General features: G+C 31.5%; 16 protein-coding genes. 7 read left to right on the top strand and 9 right to left on the bottom strand.

All coding sequences use genetic code 11. The features are described from left to right. Nucleotides 1–52: 52 nt before the first annotated feature. The 3 genes from B3R94_RS02070 to B3R94_RS02060 all read right to left on the bottom strand — a co-directional run bounded on the left by B3R94_RS02070 (nucleotide 53) and on the right by B3R94_RS02060 (nucleotide 2,880). The gene (locus tag B3R94_RS02070; protein WP_291098290.1) at nucleotides 53–1,252 is read right to left on the bottom strand and encodes a helix-hairpin-helix domain-containing protein; all 1,200 of its coding nucleotides are present in this window, start codon (nucleotides 1,250–1,252) and stop codon (nucleotides 53–55) included. Nucleotides 1,253–1,386: 134 nt separating this feature from the next. Continuing rightward, nucleotides 1,387–1,608: a PspC family transcriptional regulator gene (locus tag B3R94_RS02065; RefSeq protein WP_038332996.1), complete on the bottom strand. Its 222-nt coding sequence runs from the start codon at nucleotides 1,606–1,608 to the stop codon at nucleotides 1,387–1,389. Continuing rightward, nucleotides 1,609–2,880, bottom strand: a complete 1,272-nt coding sequence (locus tag B3R94_RS02060; protein WP_291098287.1) for a DUF2851 family protein — start codon at nucleotides 2,878–2,880, stop codon at nucleotides 1,609–1,611. Between the two features lie 105 nt (nucleotides 2,881–2,985). Here B3R94_RS02060 and B3R94_RS02055 point away from each other — a divergent pair, with 105 nt between their 5' ends. The 5 genes from B3R94_RS02055 to B3R94_RS02035 all read left to right on the top strand — a co-directional run bounded on the left by B3R94_RS02055 (nucleotide 2,986) and on the right by B3R94_RS02035 (nucleotide 8,174). Next, entirely contained in the window at nucleotides 2,986–3,615 is a 630-nt protein-coding gene (locus B3R94_RS02055; protein ID WP_219033728.1) for a TetR/AcrR family transcriptional regulator, read from the top strand. Further along, the gene (locus B3R94_RS02050) at nucleotides 3,605–4,900 is read left to right on the top strand and encodes a TolC family protein (RefSeq protein ID WP_052217631.1); all 1,296 of its coding nucleotides are present in this window, start codon (nucleotides 3,605–3,607) and stop codon (nucleotides 4,898–4,900) included. Before B3R94_RS02055 ends, B3R94_RS02050 begins: the two co-directional genes overlap by 11 nt. Nucleotides 4,901–4,911: 11 nt before the next feature. Continuing rightward, the gene (locus B3R94_RS02045; protein WP_291098284.1) at nucleotides 4,912–6,105 is read left to right on the top strand and encodes an HlyD family secretion protein; all 1,194 of its coding nucleotides are present in this window, start codon (nucleotides 4,912–4,914) and stop codon (nucleotides 6,103–6,105) included. 21 nt (nucleotides 6,106–6,126) lie between these two features. After that, nucleotides 6,127–7,698: a DHA2 family efflux MFS transporter permease subunit gene (locus B3R94_RS02040; RefSeq protein ID WP_038332982.1), complete on the top strand. Its 1,572-nt coding sequence runs from the start codon at nucleotides 6,127–6,129 to the stop codon at nucleotides 7,696–7,698. A 122-nt stretch (nucleotides 7,699–7,820) separates the two neighbouring features. Then, the gene (locus tag B3R94_RS02035) at nucleotides 7,821–8,174 is read left to right on the top strand and encodes a hypothetical protein (protein WP_291098280.1); all 354 of its coding nucleotides are present in this window, start codon (nucleotides 7,821–7,823) and stop codon (nucleotides 8,172–8,174) included. Nucleotides 8,175–8,217: 43 nt separating this feature from the next. Here the strand turns inward: B3R94_RS02035 and B3R94_RS02030 are convergent, their stop codons facing one another. Beyond that, a complete protein-coding gene (locus B3R94_RS02030) occupies nucleotides 8,218–8,919 on the bottom strand; it encodes a DUF6261 family protein (RefSeq protein ID WP_291098277.1) in 702 nt (233 codons plus the stop codon). A 478-nt stretch (nucleotides 8,920–9,397) separates the two neighbouring features. Between B3R94_RS02030 and B3R94_RS02025 the strand changes: the two genes are divergently transcribed. Continuing rightward, a complete protein-coding gene (locus B3R94_RS02025) occupies nucleotides 9,398–10,396 on the top strand; it encodes a hypothetical protein (protein WP_180905121.1) in 999 nt (332 codons plus the stop codon). Between the two features lie 121 nt (nucleotides 10,397–10,517). Here the strand turns inward: B3R94_RS02025 and B3R94_RS02020 are convergent, their stop codons facing one another. The 4 genes from B3R94_RS02020 to B3R94_RS02005 all read right to left on the bottom strand — a co-directional run bounded on the left by B3R94_RS02020 (nucleotide 10,518) and on the right by B3R94_RS02005 (nucleotide 15,579). Next, nucleotides 10,518–11,171, bottom strand: coding sequence for a phosphoribosylanthranilate isomerase (locus tag B3R94_RS02020; RefSeq protein ID WP_291098274.1), 654 nt, complete (start codon nucleotides 11,169–11,171; stop codon nucleotides 10,518–10,520). Nucleotides 11,172–11,257: 86 nt separating this feature from the next. Further along, entirely contained in the window at nucleotides 11,258–12,349 is a 1,092-nt protein-coding gene (gene prfA, locus B3R94_RS02015) for a peptide chain release factor 1 (protein ID WP_038332970.1), read from the bottom strand. A gap of 106 nt (nucleotides 12,350–12,455) precedes the next feature. Then, nucleotides 12,456–14,642 carry a glutamine synthetase III gene (locus B3R94_RS02010; RefSeq protein WP_291066546.1) on the bottom strand — a complete coding sequence of 729 codons (2,187 nt, stop codon included), beginning with the start codon at nucleotides 14,640–14,642 and terminating at the stop codon, nucleotides 12,456–12,458. A 523-nt stretch (nucleotides 14,643–15,165) separates the two neighbouring features. Further along, nucleotides 15,166–15,579 carry a DUF4293 domain-containing protein gene (locus tag B3R94_RS02005; protein WP_038332961.1) on the bottom strand — a complete coding sequence of 138 codons (414 nt, stop codon included), beginning with the start codon at nucleotides 15,577–15,579 and terminating at the stop codon, nucleotides 15,166–15,168. A 175-nt stretch (nucleotides 15,580–15,754) separates the two neighbouring features. On the opposite strand from B3R94_RS02005, the gene rho reads away from it, so the two are divergent. Continuing rightward, nucleotides 15,755–17,392, top strand: a complete 1,638-nt coding sequence (rho, locus tag B3R94_RS02000) for a transcription termination factor Rho (protein WP_115001683.1) — start codon at nucleotides 15,755–15,757, stop codon at nucleotides 17,390–17,392. A 59-nt stretch (nucleotides 17,393–17,451) separates the two neighbouring features. Here the strand turns inward: rho and B3R94_RS01995 are convergent, their stop codons facing one another. Then, complete coding sequence (locus tag B3R94_RS01995) at nucleotides 17,452–17,895, bottom strand: DUF6331 family protein (protein WP_291098271.1); 444 nt, start codon at nucleotides 17,893–17,895, stop codon at nucleotides 17,452–17,454. Between the last annotated feature and the right edge of the window lie 165 nt (nucleotides 17,896–18,060).

The following is an 18,060-nucleotide window of genomic DNA, read 5'->3' as shown; positions in this document are numbered from 1 at the left end:
CACACTTCGTGGGATAGTGTCGTTTATTTTAAAAACTAACCAATGAATGAAATCACTCAAACACCAAATAAGGCTCAATTTCCATAAACTTTTCTTCACTTATTGCATAACATCTTTTCAATGTTTTTGCATCTTTAAAACTCCCACCTAACGAACGTTTAAAATTAAGAATCGTATTTACTTGTTTCTCTGTGAAACCGAGTTTTATCCAATCCTCATGACTCAAATTATTTGGATTAAACTTACCTTTTATTTCTATTTTTTCTGCTACTTTATCTTCACTTTTTGACTGTTCAACTTTTGGCTGCTCAGCTTTATAAATTACATTTTCAGGTAAATCAATATAAGATTCCATTTCTGCATATTTTTCATCCGAAATCATATAACATTTTTTCAATTGTTCTTTCGATTTAAACTGACCTCCCAAAATATTTTTATATTTCATAATTGAAGCAGCTTGTTTAGACGAAAAACCTATTTTTTGCCAATCATTTTCAGAATAACTATTTGGATTAAATTTTACATATTGAATCTTTTTGCCACTTTGTTTTTTCTCATTTTTTTCATCTTCCTTTGATTTTTCTGGTAACAAAATATACGTTTTCATCTCTGCATATTTCGCATCATCAATCACAAAACATTTCCTCAATTGCTCTTTCGAGGTAAACTTTCCTCCAACAATCTGTTTATATTTCATGATTATTTCTGCCTGTTTTGGCGAAAAACCAAGTTTTTCCCAGCCTTGTTGTGGCAAATCATTTGGATTGAAATTTTTGTAAACGATTTTAGTTTTTGGTGATGAATAATCTATAAAATTCGATTTAGATTGTTCTGGTAAAAGAACAAAAGGAGCTAATTCCTTGTACTTTTCTTCATCGATAACATAGCATTTCTTAAGCTGTTCTTTCGATGTAAATTCTCCACCAACAATTCCTTTATATTTCAAAATAACTTCGGCTTGACGTTCTGAAAATCCTAAATTCATCCAATCTTCTAAAGACAAATCATTTGGATTAAAAGGTTTGATTGAATCTTTTATTTGCTTTTTTGAATTTGAATTATATGGATAATTCTTCGGAGTTGTTTGATAATTTGCAAGCAAGGCTTTATCCGCTTCTGTTAACTGATATGTTTCTTTTTCAACTGAAATATGTTGAAAAATTTCAAATAACAAAATCAGAACAAATAATAAATACAAGCCAAATCGTTGCGATTTATTCAGGTAAAAAGTAGATTTTTTTAAATATTTCATCTTGGTTGAAAAAGAGGTGAAAATAAAACCCTTATCACACACTCACCGTATCGAAAAACGATATAATCATCAAATATTTAACAAGTTATGAAGTATAAAATTAATAATAGGTTTTAAGTATTTGTAAATATTTTTTACAAATCAAAAACAGATTTTCGTTTGATGACAAAACAATCTTTTACCCAAAAAAAGAATAACATAATAAAATAACCAACAAATGTTAAACCAAAAGTAGCGAAGGTTAAATAGATGAAAATCAAACGTAATTTTGCAACACGAATTCCCAATTTATCAGCAAATCGCGAAATCACATTGAACCATTCTGTTTCGGTAAAATTCCTTATTTGATCTTTCATTTAACGTAAAATTTGTTGTCCGATAGCGCAATTTAAACATTTTTTTTCGGAGCAATATCTTTTTTTAAGTTGAATTAATTGTTGAGAATCTTTTGCGGTTTTATTTTCAAAACCAATTCGTTCAAATTCATCTAAAATCGAGTTATTTTCCGCTTCCATTTCATTTAATAAATCCAAATAAAAATCAATTTCTACCTCATCTTTTTGTCGCTCAAAAGCATAACGAATCGGAATAATAGAATTGATGAGCAAATTATTTATTTTATCTTTTGAAAGATTTTTGAGTTGAAATTTTGATTCGTTCTTAAATGTATAATGCGTTTCCCAAAAAGAATTTAATTCCAAATTTTCGAAGATTTTATAAAATTCTTTCAAATTTTTTGGCTGAATAATTTCAGAAAACAAACTTTGATAATTCACATAAATCGATGCTAATTGCGCCAAACGAATCGTCGGAAAACCAATTGGTCGCATTTTCGAAAATCGGAACAAACTATTTTCAATTGATTCTAATTGATATTTATTTTTCAGGAATTGATATTCATTTTTTAATTGTCTAAAATAATCATTTTCATAATTTTCTTCCAAAAAACTAGCTTGTCCAAAAAACAACGCTTCAACTTTCTGCGCATCAAATTGTATTTTTTGCAAAACTTTGAACGGAAAAGAATTTGCCCAAATCTCAAACGTCTCTACATTCACTTTCAATCCAAAATTCTTAGCCAAACTTTTGAACAATGTTTCTTCCCAATTCGAATTATTGTGTTCTAAAGTTTGTATAATATCATTTGTTTTTTCTTCGAAACGTTCAATTAAAATTCGTTCAAACCAAAAAGAAAATTGTTTCAAATCAATTGAATTTAAAAACTCTTCGCAATAAATTTTATCCAATTTAGAATTGATGATATTTTGATAATTAAAAACAATTTCCGGTTTTACAAAATCTTGTAAAATCAAAGTTTGTACATTACGTTGACGCAAAATATCAACTTCGCAATCGTGATTCCATACAACATGCAAAATCACATTTTGATACGATAAATCATTTGAATGTTGATGAAAATTCCAATCCGAAGAATTGACATGCATTTCGACACTTCCAATCCACAATTTATCGCCAATGATGATTTCTGCTTCCAAAAAATCTGGCCCAGCATGATGGTTTAACTTTCCAACTTTCACAATTTCAATGAAATCTCCATGAAAAGTTTGTAAGCTTTGATGTGAAAATTGATTCAATTTCCAAATATGATGTAGAAAAATTTCTTTCATAGACAAAAGTTAATCAATGAATTATAAAAAATCATTAAAATAAATACTTATTTTTTTTAAATTAATTAAACGTTTGTTTAACTTTGCACGTTCAATTTTTATAAGATGAAATTAAGTGAGAAGCAAATAGAAATTTTGGGCGCGGCTGAACGAGTTTTTGGAAGACGAGGAATTGATGCTGCAAGTGTTCGAGAAATTGCAAAAGAAGCAAACATTAACATTGCGATGATTAGCTATTATTTTGGATCAAAAGATAAATTGGTCGAGAATTTATTTAGTTGGCGTATCACAACTTTCAATGAATCATTGGCCTCGATTTCTCAAAATTCGACACTTTCTCCATTTGAAAAGTTACAGTCAATCCTAAAAGCTTATTTGAATAGAATTTTAGATAAACCTGAATTTCATGGAATTATGGCAAGAGAATATTCGAAAAGAGATTCAATTTTAGAAATTGATTGTAAAGTCAATGAGTTAAAAACGAAAAATTTAGAATATATCACTAACATTATTAGTGAAGGATATTCTGAAGGCGTTTTTAAACGAAAAGCTCCTGCCGAAGCTGTTGTAATGGTAGTTATTGGCGGAACATCTTATTTGATTTTGAACGAAAAAACATATATGAAACAATGGGGATTATCTTCTCATGAAGAGTTTACAGAACATATTCACGAAGAATATTACCCTTATTTAATAGATTCTTTAAAAGCAATTTTACTATACGATGAAAAATAAAATTTTCTTACCGATTTGTTTAGTTGTTGCTACTTTCGCTCATGCGCAGGAAACCAACGTTTCTTTGCAGGAAGTTATTCAACAAAGTTTGCAGAACAACAAATCTGTGAAAGTTGCCGAAGCTGCTAAAAATACAAGTGAGTATAAAGTACAAAGCGCGAAAAACAATCGTTTACCAGACATTTCGTTGAGTGGACAATATATGCATTTGTTTACGACAACAAATGTAGACATCAAACTTCCGATGCAATCTTCTGGTGGAGGAATGGGAGTTGAACCGAACCAATTATTATTAGGACAAGCAAGTGCTTCTGTTCCTGTTTTTGCTGGATTTAAAATTAAAAATGCAATCAAAAGCAATGAATTAATGGTTGATTTATCAAACTTACAAATCGAAGCAACAAAAGAAAATGTGGTTTGGCAAGCTATTAATTTATATTTTGGATTGTACAAAACGCAACGTTCTATCGATGTGTTGAATGAAAACTTAGTGAGAGCAAATCAACGTGTGAAAGATTTTCAAAACTTTTTGGATAACGGAATCATCGCGAGAAATGATTTGTTGAGAGCAAAATTGCAAGCATCGAATGTGCAAGTTGCAATTGATGAAGCCGAAACGCAATACAAAAACATCAATTACCGATTGAATTTATTGACTGGACAAGACGAAAGTAAAATCGTTCATGTTGATAATGTAGAAACCTTGAAAACCATCAATCAAAATTCTCAAGATTACGTCAATCGTACAGATATTAAATCATATGATGTAAAAAATCAGATTGCTGATAGTCAAATCAAAATTGCGAAAGCAGCTTATTACCCTCAATTAGCGGTTTCAGCTGGATATATTGCGATGGATATTGATAAAGTTGCTTCGGTTACAAATGCAACAAATGTTGGTGTCGGATTGAAATATGATTTATCTTCTTTGTATAAAAATAAAGCAGAAGTTGAAATTGCAAAAGCTCAGAAATTAGAAAATGAGATGCAAAAAGAAACGACAATTGATAAAGCTAAAGTTGAAATGAACGAAGCTTTTCAAAAGTATGATTTAGCAAAAAAGAAAAATAATGTTTACAAAGAAGCTGTAGAACAAGCGAACGAAAACTACAGAATTGTAAAAGATAAAAATGACAACGGATTGGCTGATACAGACGATTTATTAGAAGCGGATGTACAACAATTGCAAGCAAAAATCAATCAAGTTGTCGGAGATGCTGACGAACAATTAGCGATCTACGAATATTACTATACTACAGGAATTTTATTAGAAAACGTACAATAACACCTCTCGATATGGAAGAAAATAATCAAGAAAAGAAAAAAATAAATTCAAAATTTATCATCATTTTAGGAGCATTAATCATCCTTGGAGGTGGGTATGGAATTTATAAATATATGCACGGACAAGCGCACGAAATTACTGATGATGCGCAAATTGAATCAAAAATAACACCTGTTATTCCTAAAGTTTCAGGATACATTCAGAAGATTTTAGTAGAAGATAACCAAATGGTTCACAAAGGTGATACATTAGTTGTTTTGGACGGATCTGAATTTGCTTTGAAATTAAAACAATCGCAAGATGCTTTATTACAAGCAGAAGGTCAATTAGGCGTTGCTCTCGCAAGCGTTTCTCAAGCTGGTGCAGCAATTGGAGTAACAGAAGCTGGTGCAGTTGCGGCGAATACTACAATCGAAACAGCTCAAGCAAGTGTTAATACAGCTCAAGCAAATGTAGAAGCAGCAAAAGTACAAGTTTGGAGAACGAAAAATGATTTTGATCGTTACAATAAATTATACCAAAATCAATCGATCACAAAACAACAATACGAGCAAGCTTTAGCAGCAAAAGAAACAGCTGAAAAGCAATTGCGAATTGTACAAGAACAATTAGGTGTTTCTCGTGCTCAATTAGCTTCTACAGCAAAACAAGCGCAAGCTACAGCAAAACAAGTGAACACTTCGAAAGCACAAGCTGATGCTTCAAAAGCACAAATTAAAGTTGCGGAAGCAGCAATTGGTCAAAGCAAAACAAACATCGATAATGCAAAATTATATTTGTCTTATACGTATGTAATTGCAGCTGAAGATGGACAAGTTTCTAAAATTAATTTACAACCAGGACAATTGGTTCAAGCTGGTCAATCTTTGTTTAATATTGTGACAACAAATAATATTTGGGTTGTGGCAAATTACAAAGAAACTCAATTAGAAAAAATTAGAGTTGGACAAGAAGCCATCATCAAAGTAGATGCATATCCAAACCACGAATTCAAAGCGAAAGTAACGTCTTTATCTCCTGCAACTGGTGCTAAATTTGCGTTATTACCTCCAGATAATGCGTCTGGTAACTTCGTAAAAACAGTTCAACGTCTTCCGATTAAAATCGAATTTATCGATCAAAAAGACGAAATGTTGAAAATGATTCGTCCAGGTATGAACGTGGAAGCTGATATTCTTTTAAAATCGAATACTTCTGCAAAGTAATAACACCTATTCAGAAAAATTATGGAAGAAAATAATTTAGTTGAATATGGTGCAAGACGTGTAATCATCACCATTACCGCCATCATGTGTGCATTGTTAGAGATTGTTGATACAACAATTGTAAACGTTGCGATGAATGACATGAAAGGTAGTTTGGGTGTCTCTTTAACTGATATTGCGTGGGTGGTTACCGCTTACGCAATTGCCAACGTAATTGTAGTACCGATGACCAGCTGGTTGTCGCAACAATTTGGACGACGCAATTATTTTGCGGCTTCGATTATCATTTTTACAGTTGCCTCATTTCTTTGTGGAAATGCAACAACATTGTGGGAAATTATCTTGTTCCGATTTATTCAAGGACTTGGTGGTGGTGCGCTATTGGTAACTTCGCAAACCATCATTACCGAAAGTTATCCACCCGAAAAACGTGGTTTAGCGCAAGCAATCTACGGAATGGGAGTTATCGTTGGTCCTACGCTTGGTCCGCCTTTGGGAGGTTATATTATTGATAATTGGTCTTGGCCATATATATTTTACATCAATATTCCGATCGGGATTATTGCCGTATTGTTAACGATATCATTTGTTCGCAGTCCAAAATATGCAGAGAAATCAAAACTAAGTCAAGTCGATTTCTTGGGAATTATTTTGTTAGCCATTGCAGTTGGATCGTTACAATATGTATTAGAACACGGACAACAAGACGACTGGTTCTCAGATTCGACAATTGTAACCTTAAGTATTGCAAGTTTCTTCGGATTCATTTTATTTGTTTGGCGAGAATTAGTTTTCAAACATCCAATTGTAAATTTACGTGTACTGAAAGATAGCAACTTGGCAGTTGGTACTATTTTATCCTTCATCTTAGGATTTGGATTATATGGATCGACATTCGTTATTCCAATTTATACACAATCAATCTTAGGATGGACAGCAACTGATGCTGGTTTATTATTAATTCCTTCATCGTTGATGACTGCATTCATGATGCCAATCATCGCAACAATGTTACAAAAAGGTGTACCACCTAAATATATGGTTGCAGGAGGATTCTTTATCTTTTTCTGTTACAGTTTTTGGTCATACAAAATCTTAACACCAGACACAGGTTCCGAGCATTTCTTTTGGCCATTAATTGTTCGTGGAGTTGGATTGGGATTATTATTTGTACCTGTTACTACACTTTCACTTTCTAGTTTGACGGGGCAACAAATTGGTGAAGGAGCTGCCTTTACAGGAATGATGCGTCAGTTAGGAGGATCTTTTGGTATCGCGATTATTACAACATTTATTTCGCGTTGGACAGTTGGACACCGAACAAATTTAGTTTCGCATCTTGATACATCTGATTTTGATGTACAAAAACATATTCAGAATTTACAAATGAGCTTCGTGAGCAAAGGTTTTGCTCCAAATGAAGCTTTAAATAAAGCCTATAACCTACTCGATTTACAAGTTACCAAACAAGCAACTGTGTTAACTTATATGGATGTTTTCTTGTATTTGGGTGTAGTTTTCCTAATCTGTATTCCATTTATTTTGTTCTTTATCAAAAAAGGAGCAGGTAAAGTAATCAGTGCAGGACATTAAAAAAGAATAATTATTTTAATTTTCAGTTTTTTATAAATGTAAAATCCATCTCAATTTATTGGGATGGATTTTTTTGTTGAATTAAATAGAAATAAATTATTTTTAGAGACTTAATTAATAAAATGAAAAAAATAAATGTATTACTAACATCAATTATTGTTTTACCTTTTATTCTACTAATTGGAATTGTCTTATATGCTAATCTAAATTCTAAAAACTCAAGAGATATTTTTTTAACAAATAGATCAAACATGCATTTTGAAGGAAAAATAATTTTAATAAAGAACAATGAAAAAGATCACAATGCACTTACTATGTATTCAAAGGAAAATAGCATCGTCTTACCCCATCAATGGGATTCCAAAGTAAAAATAAATGATTCCATATCTAAACAAAAAGGAGAATTATTTTTGAAAATATATAGAAATGGAGAATTATTAGATTCTTTAAATTATAATGATATTAAATGGAGATAAAATCCTTGTCAAGGTTTAGAACCTTGACAAGGATATAAATATCTTAATTCGGATTCTCTCCTCTATTTGTAAGCAACGCACTATTTCTTGCCGCTTTCACAATTTCGTTCAAATCGTGGTACAATTTTGTCCAATCAGGCACATCTTTCATTGCTGTAATTAGATTGAGGTAAGATCGCAGCACTTGTTCTAATTCTTTTCGAGTAGATGAAGCACTAGCAATTTGGCGCAAATCTCCGTTTGCCTCTGCTTGTTGCGCAAATAATATCTCGAAATCTGTATGCTTTGTTTTCAGTTCAGTAAAAGCCGTTGCAAGCGCTAAATTTGTGAGGCGTTGTGTGTTTTCGGGCTTTTCTAATTCTTCGATAAGCTTCTTTAATTGTGCTGTTTCGGCAGAATAACTCAATCTGTCCAAATCCAGTCCAAACGTTTGGAAAACTTTGTACAAAGCTTCCGCATCTTGATAGTTTGCAACAGAAGTCAATTTGCGGTAACCATTCAGGAAAGCCTTCATGTTACTAAACGCAACATCGCGCTCTTTATCTGCTGTCGCCACCTCTTTTCCTTTTCCACTGTAGGTCAACTTTGCGTATACCGTATCGTAGTTTTGATAACTCGCAATAAGCGACAACAACAAAGGGTGGTTCTCTACAATGGTATAATTTCCAGTTTGAGAAGAATTGATAATTCGCTGCGCTAATGTCGCCAGATTTTTTGTAGATAATGAAGTTAATGTAATTTTCATAGTAGATTGTTTTAGGTTATAATTCACTTAATGTTAGTGTTTTATAAACTTAATCAATATATTATTATCAAACAATAGTTTTTATAACTAAATAATTAAAACAGACTTGTTTGTAATTAACTGAGGACTCAGGTAAGGTAAAACAGACTTGTTTGTAATCAACCGAGGACTCGGGAAAGCTAAAACAGACCTGTTTATAATAAACCAAGGACTCGGGTAAGGTAAAACAGACTTGTTTATAATTAACCGAGAGCTCGGGAAAGGTAAAACAGACTTGTTTATAATTAACCGAGAGCTCGGGAAAGGTAAAACACACTTGTTTATAATAAAATGAAAATTCTGCTAAGGTGGAATATATTTTAATCAAACAATTCGTTTATAAATAATTATATTAGCGAGTAATTGAACAAAATACAGATATAGATACCAATCTATATTTTATAAAATAATATGTTAGCTATAATATTTCTTTCGTGATATGAATATAAAAGACTTAGCTTTAAAAATTGATGAATTATCATCTAATTTCAAAATCGGAAATCTACAAGAAATAAGAAAGAATCTAAAAAATTTAAAAGCAAAACCTGGCTCAAAAATATTCAATGATAAAACAACATTTGATGATTGGGCGTTCCATTATGGAGGAAGGAAAGAATTACAATTCAACATTGGTAATGAAGATGAAGGGATTAGATATGGAATTGCATTTTCATTAGAACCAAGTCAATCATTACCTAATATTCAAGATTTATTTCCAAAAATATTACGTTTAAATTCTCTAATAATAAATCAACCTGATTTATTTTCTGACTATAAAATGTGGTATTGGCAAAATGGAAAACGTAGTGTAATAAACAATGTATTTGAAATAAATGAACAACTAACAAAAATTGGAACTTTTATTTTTATAGGAAAATTAGTTGATTATAATAATGTTAATGTAATTGAAATTCTTAAAGATTTTGATGATTTATTGAACATCTATATCGAAGTAGAAAATGAAAACATTACAATTGGACCTCAAAACCAAAAATCTACAACTGGATTTATATTTGCTAGTGGAAGACCAAACCTTCCTCAAAGCACTAAATACACAAGAACCCAACAACAAATAAATGTAAATGCAAGACATTCGTTCTTACAAGAAAAACTATACAAAAAGCTAACATCAGTATTTGGTGAAGAAACTGTTGGAATGGAAATATTTTTAAATGGAAAAAAAATAGATTTAGTTTTAAAAATAAATAATTTATTTACTTTTTATGAAATTAAAACTTCCAACTCAGCAAAACAATGTATTAGAGAAGCCCTTGGACAAATATTTGAATATACCTACTTTGACGGAAAAAAATATGCAGATGAAATTGTAATTGCAGGCGAATATCCAATTGATAAATCAACCCAAAAGTATTTAAAATTCCTAAATTCAGAATTTAATTTACCAATATCATATCATCAAATAGATATTAATTTTTAACAAAACTACAGCTAATAACTAAGGTGTCTTATCTATAAACAAAAGGAATATTCTTAAATCACAGAACACAAACTAAAAACTCCTTGTCAAGATTCAAAAACTTTGACAAGGTGTTTTTTTTCTATCCATTAACTGCTCTAAAAAAAGCGTCTAATTTCTTTTCGTCTAATTTTCCGTCAGTTCGTACACCACTGCAAATATCTACGCCAAAAGGCTGAACAACATCAATCGCTTCACGAATATTATCAGGATGAAGACCGCCAGCCAAAAATAGAGGAATGTTAATTTCTTCTCTAATTTTTTTACTAATCGCCCAATTGTGCGTGCGCCCTGTCCCTCCCAGTTCCTTTACTTGTAAGTTAGGATTTCCGCTATCTAATAAAATAGCGTCTACAAACTGAGATTTCTCTATCGCTTCAGTTACCGAATTTTCATCAATTACATGAATCACTTGTACCAATTTTACCCAAGGTAATTCGTTTCTCAAAATTTGATATTCTTCGTTTTTCAGCTCATCAACTAACTGAATTGTATTCGTATAAACTTTTTTATAATGTTGAATAATTGTTTCTGCTGTTGTTTCACTTGTTAATAAAAACGAAGCTAATGTTGGCGGGATAATTTGTGTAATATCTTTGATTAAATCATCACCAATAATACCTGGTCCACTTGGCATATTACCAACTAAACCTAATCCACTCGCTCCATATTTTATCGCTTGTTGTGCTTCTTCTTTGCTACTAATACAACAAATTTTAACTCTTGTTTTCATCATTTGTTTTATTCTTAATACTATAAATATATAAAAAAACACCTCAATTTCTTGAAGTGTTTTGTATGGTCTAAGATTTAGAATTGATGTTAGAAATCTTCTTCCGAACCTTTTAATTTTTCTGCATTTTCTGCCATTTTCAATGCATCAATCATTTCTTGAATATCTCCATTCATAAAGTTATCCAAATTATAAATTGATTTGTTGATACGGTGATCTGTTACACGTCCTTGCGGATAGTTGTATGTACGAATTTTAGCCGAACGGTCACCAGTCGAAACTAACGATTTACGTTGAGCAGAACGTTCTGAATGTTTTTTCTCGAACTCGATTTCATACAATTTTGTACGTAATAATTGCAACGCTTTTTCACGGTTCTTGTGTTGAGAACGAGCTTCTTGACAAACAATTACAATTCCAGAAGGTTTGTGCGTTAATTGAACTTTCGTTTCAACTTTATTTACATTTTGCCCTCCCGCACCAGACGAACGCGCTGTTTGATACTCCAAATCTGCTGGATTAATCACTACATCCACCTCCTCTGCTTCTGGTAAAACCGCAACCGTAATCGCCGATGTATGCACACGACCTTGCGATTCTGTTTCAGGAACACGTTGTACACGGTGAACACCCGATTCGTATTTCATTGTTCCGTACACTGCATTTCCTTCTACTTGCATCACCAACTCTTTGTATCCTTTTCCAGATGCTTCAGAAGTATTTAAGACTTCGTGTTTCCATCCTTTTTCTTTGAAATACATCGAATACATGCGGTAAATATCTTCTACGAAAATCGCTGCTTCATCTCCTCCTGTACCAGAACGTAACTCGACAATGATGTTTTTCTCATCTTCTGGATCTTTTGGGATTAACATCATTTTGATTTCTTCCTCTAAAGGTGGAATCGCATTGATTGCTTCGTCTTTTTCTATTTTAGCTAACTCAACCATTTCTGCATCAGAACCATCTTGAATAATTTCGTCTGCTTCCTCAATTACATTGATTAAGTTTTCGTATTGTTTTTGCATTTCAACAAAGTCTTTCAAATCAGAATATTCTTTGTTTAATTTCGCATAACGAGCTTGATCTGTTACGATATCTGGTTGGATGATTAAATCTGCTACCTCATCGAAACGTTGTTTGATTGCTCTTAATTTATCTAATAGACCTAAATCTGCCATATACTTTTATTGGATTGCAAAGATACAATAACTCAAGGGATTCAGAAAATTTGAATAAAAAAAACCGATGATTTCTCATCGGTTTTGTGATTTATTGTTGAAAATATTATCTCGTAAATAATAATTCTCTGTATTTTGTTAAGACCCAGTATTCGTTGTCAACCATTAATTCTAACTTATCGGCATGATAACGAATTTCATCATAATATGGTTTTACTTTATCACAATAAGCATATGCTTTCTCTTCTAAAGATTCAACCACATTTGCTTCTTTACGCGCATCCATCATTAAGTGCAATTTTGCGTTTAATTCGTTTACATGCATCGAAATTTTCTTTAAAATGATTAATTGCTCGCCTGCATATTCTTCATAATCATCTCCAAAAATATCTTTGAATCCTTTAATGTTTTTGATCAATATATTTTGATATTTGAAAGCTGTCGGAATAATATGATTCCTAACAATATCACCTAAAACACGACCTTCAATCTGAATTTTCTTGATGTAATCTTCTAATTCGATTTCATAACGCGCTTCAACTTCTGTGTTGTTCATTACATTAAGCTCCGAGAATAAATCCAACGATTTTTGAGAAACTTTTGCTTTTAAAGCTGATGGAGTTGTTTTGTGATTTGACAATCCTCTACGAGCTGCTTCTTCTTCCCATTCTTTGCTGTATCCGTCTCCTTCGAATAATATATTTTTTGTTTCTTTGATATACTCACGTAAAACATTGAAAATTGCTTCGTCTTTTTTCAAACCTGTTTCAATCAACGCATCAACTTCTTTTTTGAAATCGATCAATTGTTTTGCTACAATTGCATTCAACGTTGTCATTGCATTTGCACAGTTTGCAGTCGATCCTACAGCACGGAATTCGAATTTATTTCCTGTAAAAGCAAATGGTGAAGTTCTATTACGATCTGTATTATCTAATAAAACGTCTGGAATTTTCCCAACAACGTTTAATTTTAAATCAGTTTTTTCTTCTGGAGATAATTTTCCTGTCGAAACACCTTCTAATTCTTCCAATACTTTTGTCAATTGTTGACCAATAAAAATTGAAATAATTGCTGGTGGCGCTTCATTCGCACCTAAACGGTGGTCATTAGAAGCAGAAGCGATAGAAGCACGTAACAATTCCTCGTAAATTGAAACTGCTTTGATGGTATTGATAAAAAACGTTAAAAACTGTAAATTGCTGTTTGGTGTTTTTCCTGGCGCTAATAAATTTACTCCAGTATCTGTTGCTAACGACCAGTTATTGTGTTTTCCCGATCCGTTAACTCCTTTGAATGGTTTTTCGTGAAACAATACTTTAAAATGATGACGCTCACCTACTTTTTGCATCACATCCATTAATAATGAATTGTGGTCAACTGCTAAATTCGTTTCTTCGAAAATTGGCGCTAACTCAAATTGATTCGGCGCAACTTCGTTGTGACGAGTTTTTACAGGAATTCCCAACAACATACATTCGTTTTCTAAATCGCGCATATAATTTAAAACACGTGTAGGAATCGAACCAAAATAATGATCTTCTAATTGTTGACCTTTTGCAGAAACATGTCCTAACAACGTTCTACCAGTTTGTAAAATATCTGGACGAGAAGCCGCTAAAGCATCATCAATTAAAAAATATTCTTGTTCCCAACCTAAAGTCGGAGTTACTTTCTTCACATTTTTATCGAAGAACTTCGCTACTTCTGTAGCTGCTTCATCAATTGATAAAAGCGCTCTTAACAAAGGTGTTTTATTATCTAGAGCTTCTCCTGTGTACGAAACAAATACTGTCGGAATGCATAAAGTTGTTCCAAAAATAAATGCTGGTGAGGTTGGATCCCAAGCTGTATATCCACGTGCTTCGAATGTATTACGAATTCCTCCATTTGGAAAAGAAGATGCATCTGGTTCTTGTTGAACTAATAATGATCCACTAAATTTTTCTACAGGATCTGCTCCATCAAATGAAGTTTCGAAAAAAGCATCATGTTTTTCTGCTGTTGTTCCTGTTAATGGCTGAAACCAGTGTGTATAATGTGTTACACCTTTGCTCATCGCCCATTCTTTCATTCCTAAAGCAACAAAATCTGCCATTTTACGGTCGATTTTAGTACCATAATCCATTGCAGAACGAACGGCTTTATAAGCTTCTGAAGTTAAATGTTGACGCATTGCTTTGTCATTGAAAACATTGCTTCCAAAAATTTCTGATTTTTTACCTATTTCAGGAACAGCTACCGGTTTGCGATTGCTTGCGGCTTTTAGAGCTTCAAAACGAAATGATGTCATAAAAAAATAATTTGTGTTGTTTTATGGTACAAAAATAAATAAAAATTAAACATAAAATAAAATCACCCCTATTTTTTCAGGGGTTGAATTAAAATTTAATTACAAATAAATTCAACACCCCTTTGTTTTAGTTTTTAATTTTTAAAACATCAGTATAAAATTAATTTTTATTTAACATTCAAATAATTTTTGGAATGATAATTCGAAAAAATCAGCGTAATTATACAAATTATATGAATAGAACATTTTTATTGATGTTGTTTAAACTTGTTTTAAACACATAGATACATAGAAATAGATAAGTTAGTTTAGAAATTAATTGCTCTTTATCTTCTATAAAAATGATTTGTACATCTAATATTATTTATAAACTAAAAAAGCTATATATATCTGGTTATTTTATGAAAAATTTGAACAAGTTATTTTTCAATTTCATTCTCGAAACTAAATTCCTAAAACGAAAAAAGCAGTTTCAATTGCTTGAAACTGCTTTTAGACACTCATAATATAAAAAGTTTTTGGTCTATCTGAAACGGTCTACTGATTTTACAAGATCATCATCCTTCTTAATCAAACGATTGGCAATTGACAGAAGCACAATCGAAGCTAAAGGAACTAATGCCCAAATACCTTTCTCAGAATTTCCTTCTCCAGGTAATGTTAATAGACAATATACAAAAGAACCAATTAATAAAACATTCAAAATAATATTTAACCATCCTAAGCTAATTTGTAACTTACGTTTTTTGAAAAACATAATGGTTAAAAATGAAATTAAAGCTGATGAGAAAAAGGCTAACGAAAAAATGTAATCTCCTTTCTCCGGATTTTGTAACCAATTTAATGGAATATCAAACAGCTTATCAAAATTCATGGCGAATATACTCGAAATTATTCCACTTAAGAATAAATATATACTTTGCTTTCTTTGAATCATTTCTTAAATTTCGAATACAAATGTAAAAAAACTTTTTGAGTTTTTATAATTATTCGTACTATTGCATTAATAAATCTCAAATTTATACGCTTTATAACAATTCTATTGTTATGATTCCCAATTACTTTATTGAATAAAAAAAATATAAACACATTAATACCTTCATTATAGGATTATGTTTGATATCGAAGAATTAAAATCATTCAAATTACCAGATTTACAACAAGTTGCAGAGCAACTGAAAATCGATGGGTATAAGAAATTAAAAAAAGGCGAATTGTTAGACGCAGTTTTAGGTTTTATCAACAGCCAACCAAAGGTTGAAGAAAAAGCTGAAACAAAACCTGCTAAAAAAGATAAAGCTGAAAATCTACCTACAGAAGATAAGAAACCGAAACGCAAACGAGTTCAAAATTCGGAAGGAGAAGTTCAACAAAAAGAGGCTGTTGCAGAAGAAGTAAAAACTGAAAAAGTTGAAAATACTTCTACCGAAACAGAAAAAAAGGAAGAAAATAATCCTCGCGTTAATAAATTTCAGGAACGAGCGAACAAAAGCCAAGATCTGAAAAAGAATAATCAAAATAATCAGAAGAAAAATAATCAATCTGATAATCGTAATCAAAACGATCAATCTCAACAAAATAATCACCACAATAATCAAAATCAAAAAAATAAATATCGCGCTGCGAATTATGAATTTGACGGAATTATTGAAACTGAAGGTGTTTTAGAGATTTTACCAGATAATAATTATGGTTTTTTACGTTCTTCTGATTTTAATTATTTGTCTTCGCCTGATGATGTGTATGTTTCTCAATCTCAAATTAGATTATTTGGATTAAAAACGGGAGATACAATTACAGGAGAGGTTCGTCCTCCAAAAGAAGGTGAAAAATATTTTCCTTTAATCAAAATTAAAGAAATCAACGGTCGTACGCCAGATTATGTACGTGATCGTATCGCTTTTGAGCATTTAACTCCACTTTTCCCTAACGAGAAATTCAATTTAAGTAATTCTAAATCTTTATCAAATCGCGTAATTGACTTATTTACACCAATAGGTAAAGGTCAACGTGGGATGATTGTGGCGCCACCAAAAACGGGTAAAACAACGTTATTGAAAGATATTGCGAATGGAATTGCGCAAAATCATCCAGAAGTTTATTTGATTGTTTTATTAATCGATGAGCGTCCGGAAGAGGTAACAGATATGAAACGTTCGGTAAACGGAGAGGTTATTGCATCTACGTTTGATGAGGAAGCAAATCGCCATGTAAAAGTTGCAAATATCGTTTTAGAGAAGGCAAAACGTATGGTAGAATGTGGACACGATGTTGTGATTCTTTTAGATTCTATTACGCGTTTGGCTCGTGCTTACAATACAGTTTCGCCAGCTTCTGGTAAAGTGTTATCGGGTGGTGTTGATGCAAATGCATTACACAAACCAAAACGTTTCTTTGGAGCTGCTCGTAACATCGAAAATGGAGGTTCTTTAACAATTATTGCAACTGCATTGATTGATACAGGTTCTAAAATGGATGAAGTTATTTTCGAAGAATTTAAAGGAACAGGTAATATGGAGTTACAATTGGATCGTAAGATTTCGAACAAACGTATTTTCCCTGCAATTGACTTAGTAAGTTCTTCTACGCGTAAAGACGATTTGTTATTAGACGACAAAACACAACAATTAATGTGGGTTCTTCGCAACCATTTATCGGATATGAATCCTGTAGAAGCGATGGAATTCTTACACGATCGTATCAAACATACACGCTCTAACGAAGAGTTTTTAATCTCAATGAATAAGTAATTTATTACAACTTATAATTAAAAAAAACCATCTAAAGTTATTTAGGTGGTTTTTTTGTTTTAAATACTTAACTTTATATAAGACTCAATATGTTTAAGTAATTCCAAAAAGACATTTTTATTAAATCTTTGATTAAGATGATTACTATAAACTTCATCAGCATTTAATAAGTTTATTTCTAAAATTATATCATTAAAATTTTTCAAAAGTTCAATTTTATCGAACAACTGAATCGATTGAATAATTCTATCAAAAGTAAAATCACAAGCTTTTATTCCACAACATTCAAACACACATTCTGTAGATAACGAATCCCAAAAATCATACGTATTAGCTAATAAGTTATCAATATTTATAAATATTACATTACTTTCTAATGGTATCCATTTTATATACTCATCTTCACTAATCTTAATATCATCAATATGGTGTGAATTTTCTTTTAATAAAGTTGCAGCTTGAATAACATCATCTTCTTTCTTATAAATTAATTTAAGATACATATATAATGAATCTATTTTCCCTTGTGAAAGTTGAATTAACGAACTCTGAATAACACTCTTATCATTTGAAAGTCGAGTAAAATCAATATCATTTAATAAATTAAACGCATTTTCAATATCAGACTTATTAAATTTTCGATTTATTTCGGATCAGTATCAAAAGTT

It is taken from the genome of Empedobacter sp. UBA7611 (genome assembly GCF_002484365.1).
Taxonomy (GTDB): Bacteria; Bacteroidota; Bacteroidia; order Flavobacteriales; family Weeksellaceae; genus Empedobacter; species Empedobacter falsenii_B.
The sequence above is the reverse complement of the archived record's forward strand: the minus strand, read 5'-3'. Positions and strand labels throughout refer to the sequence as shown.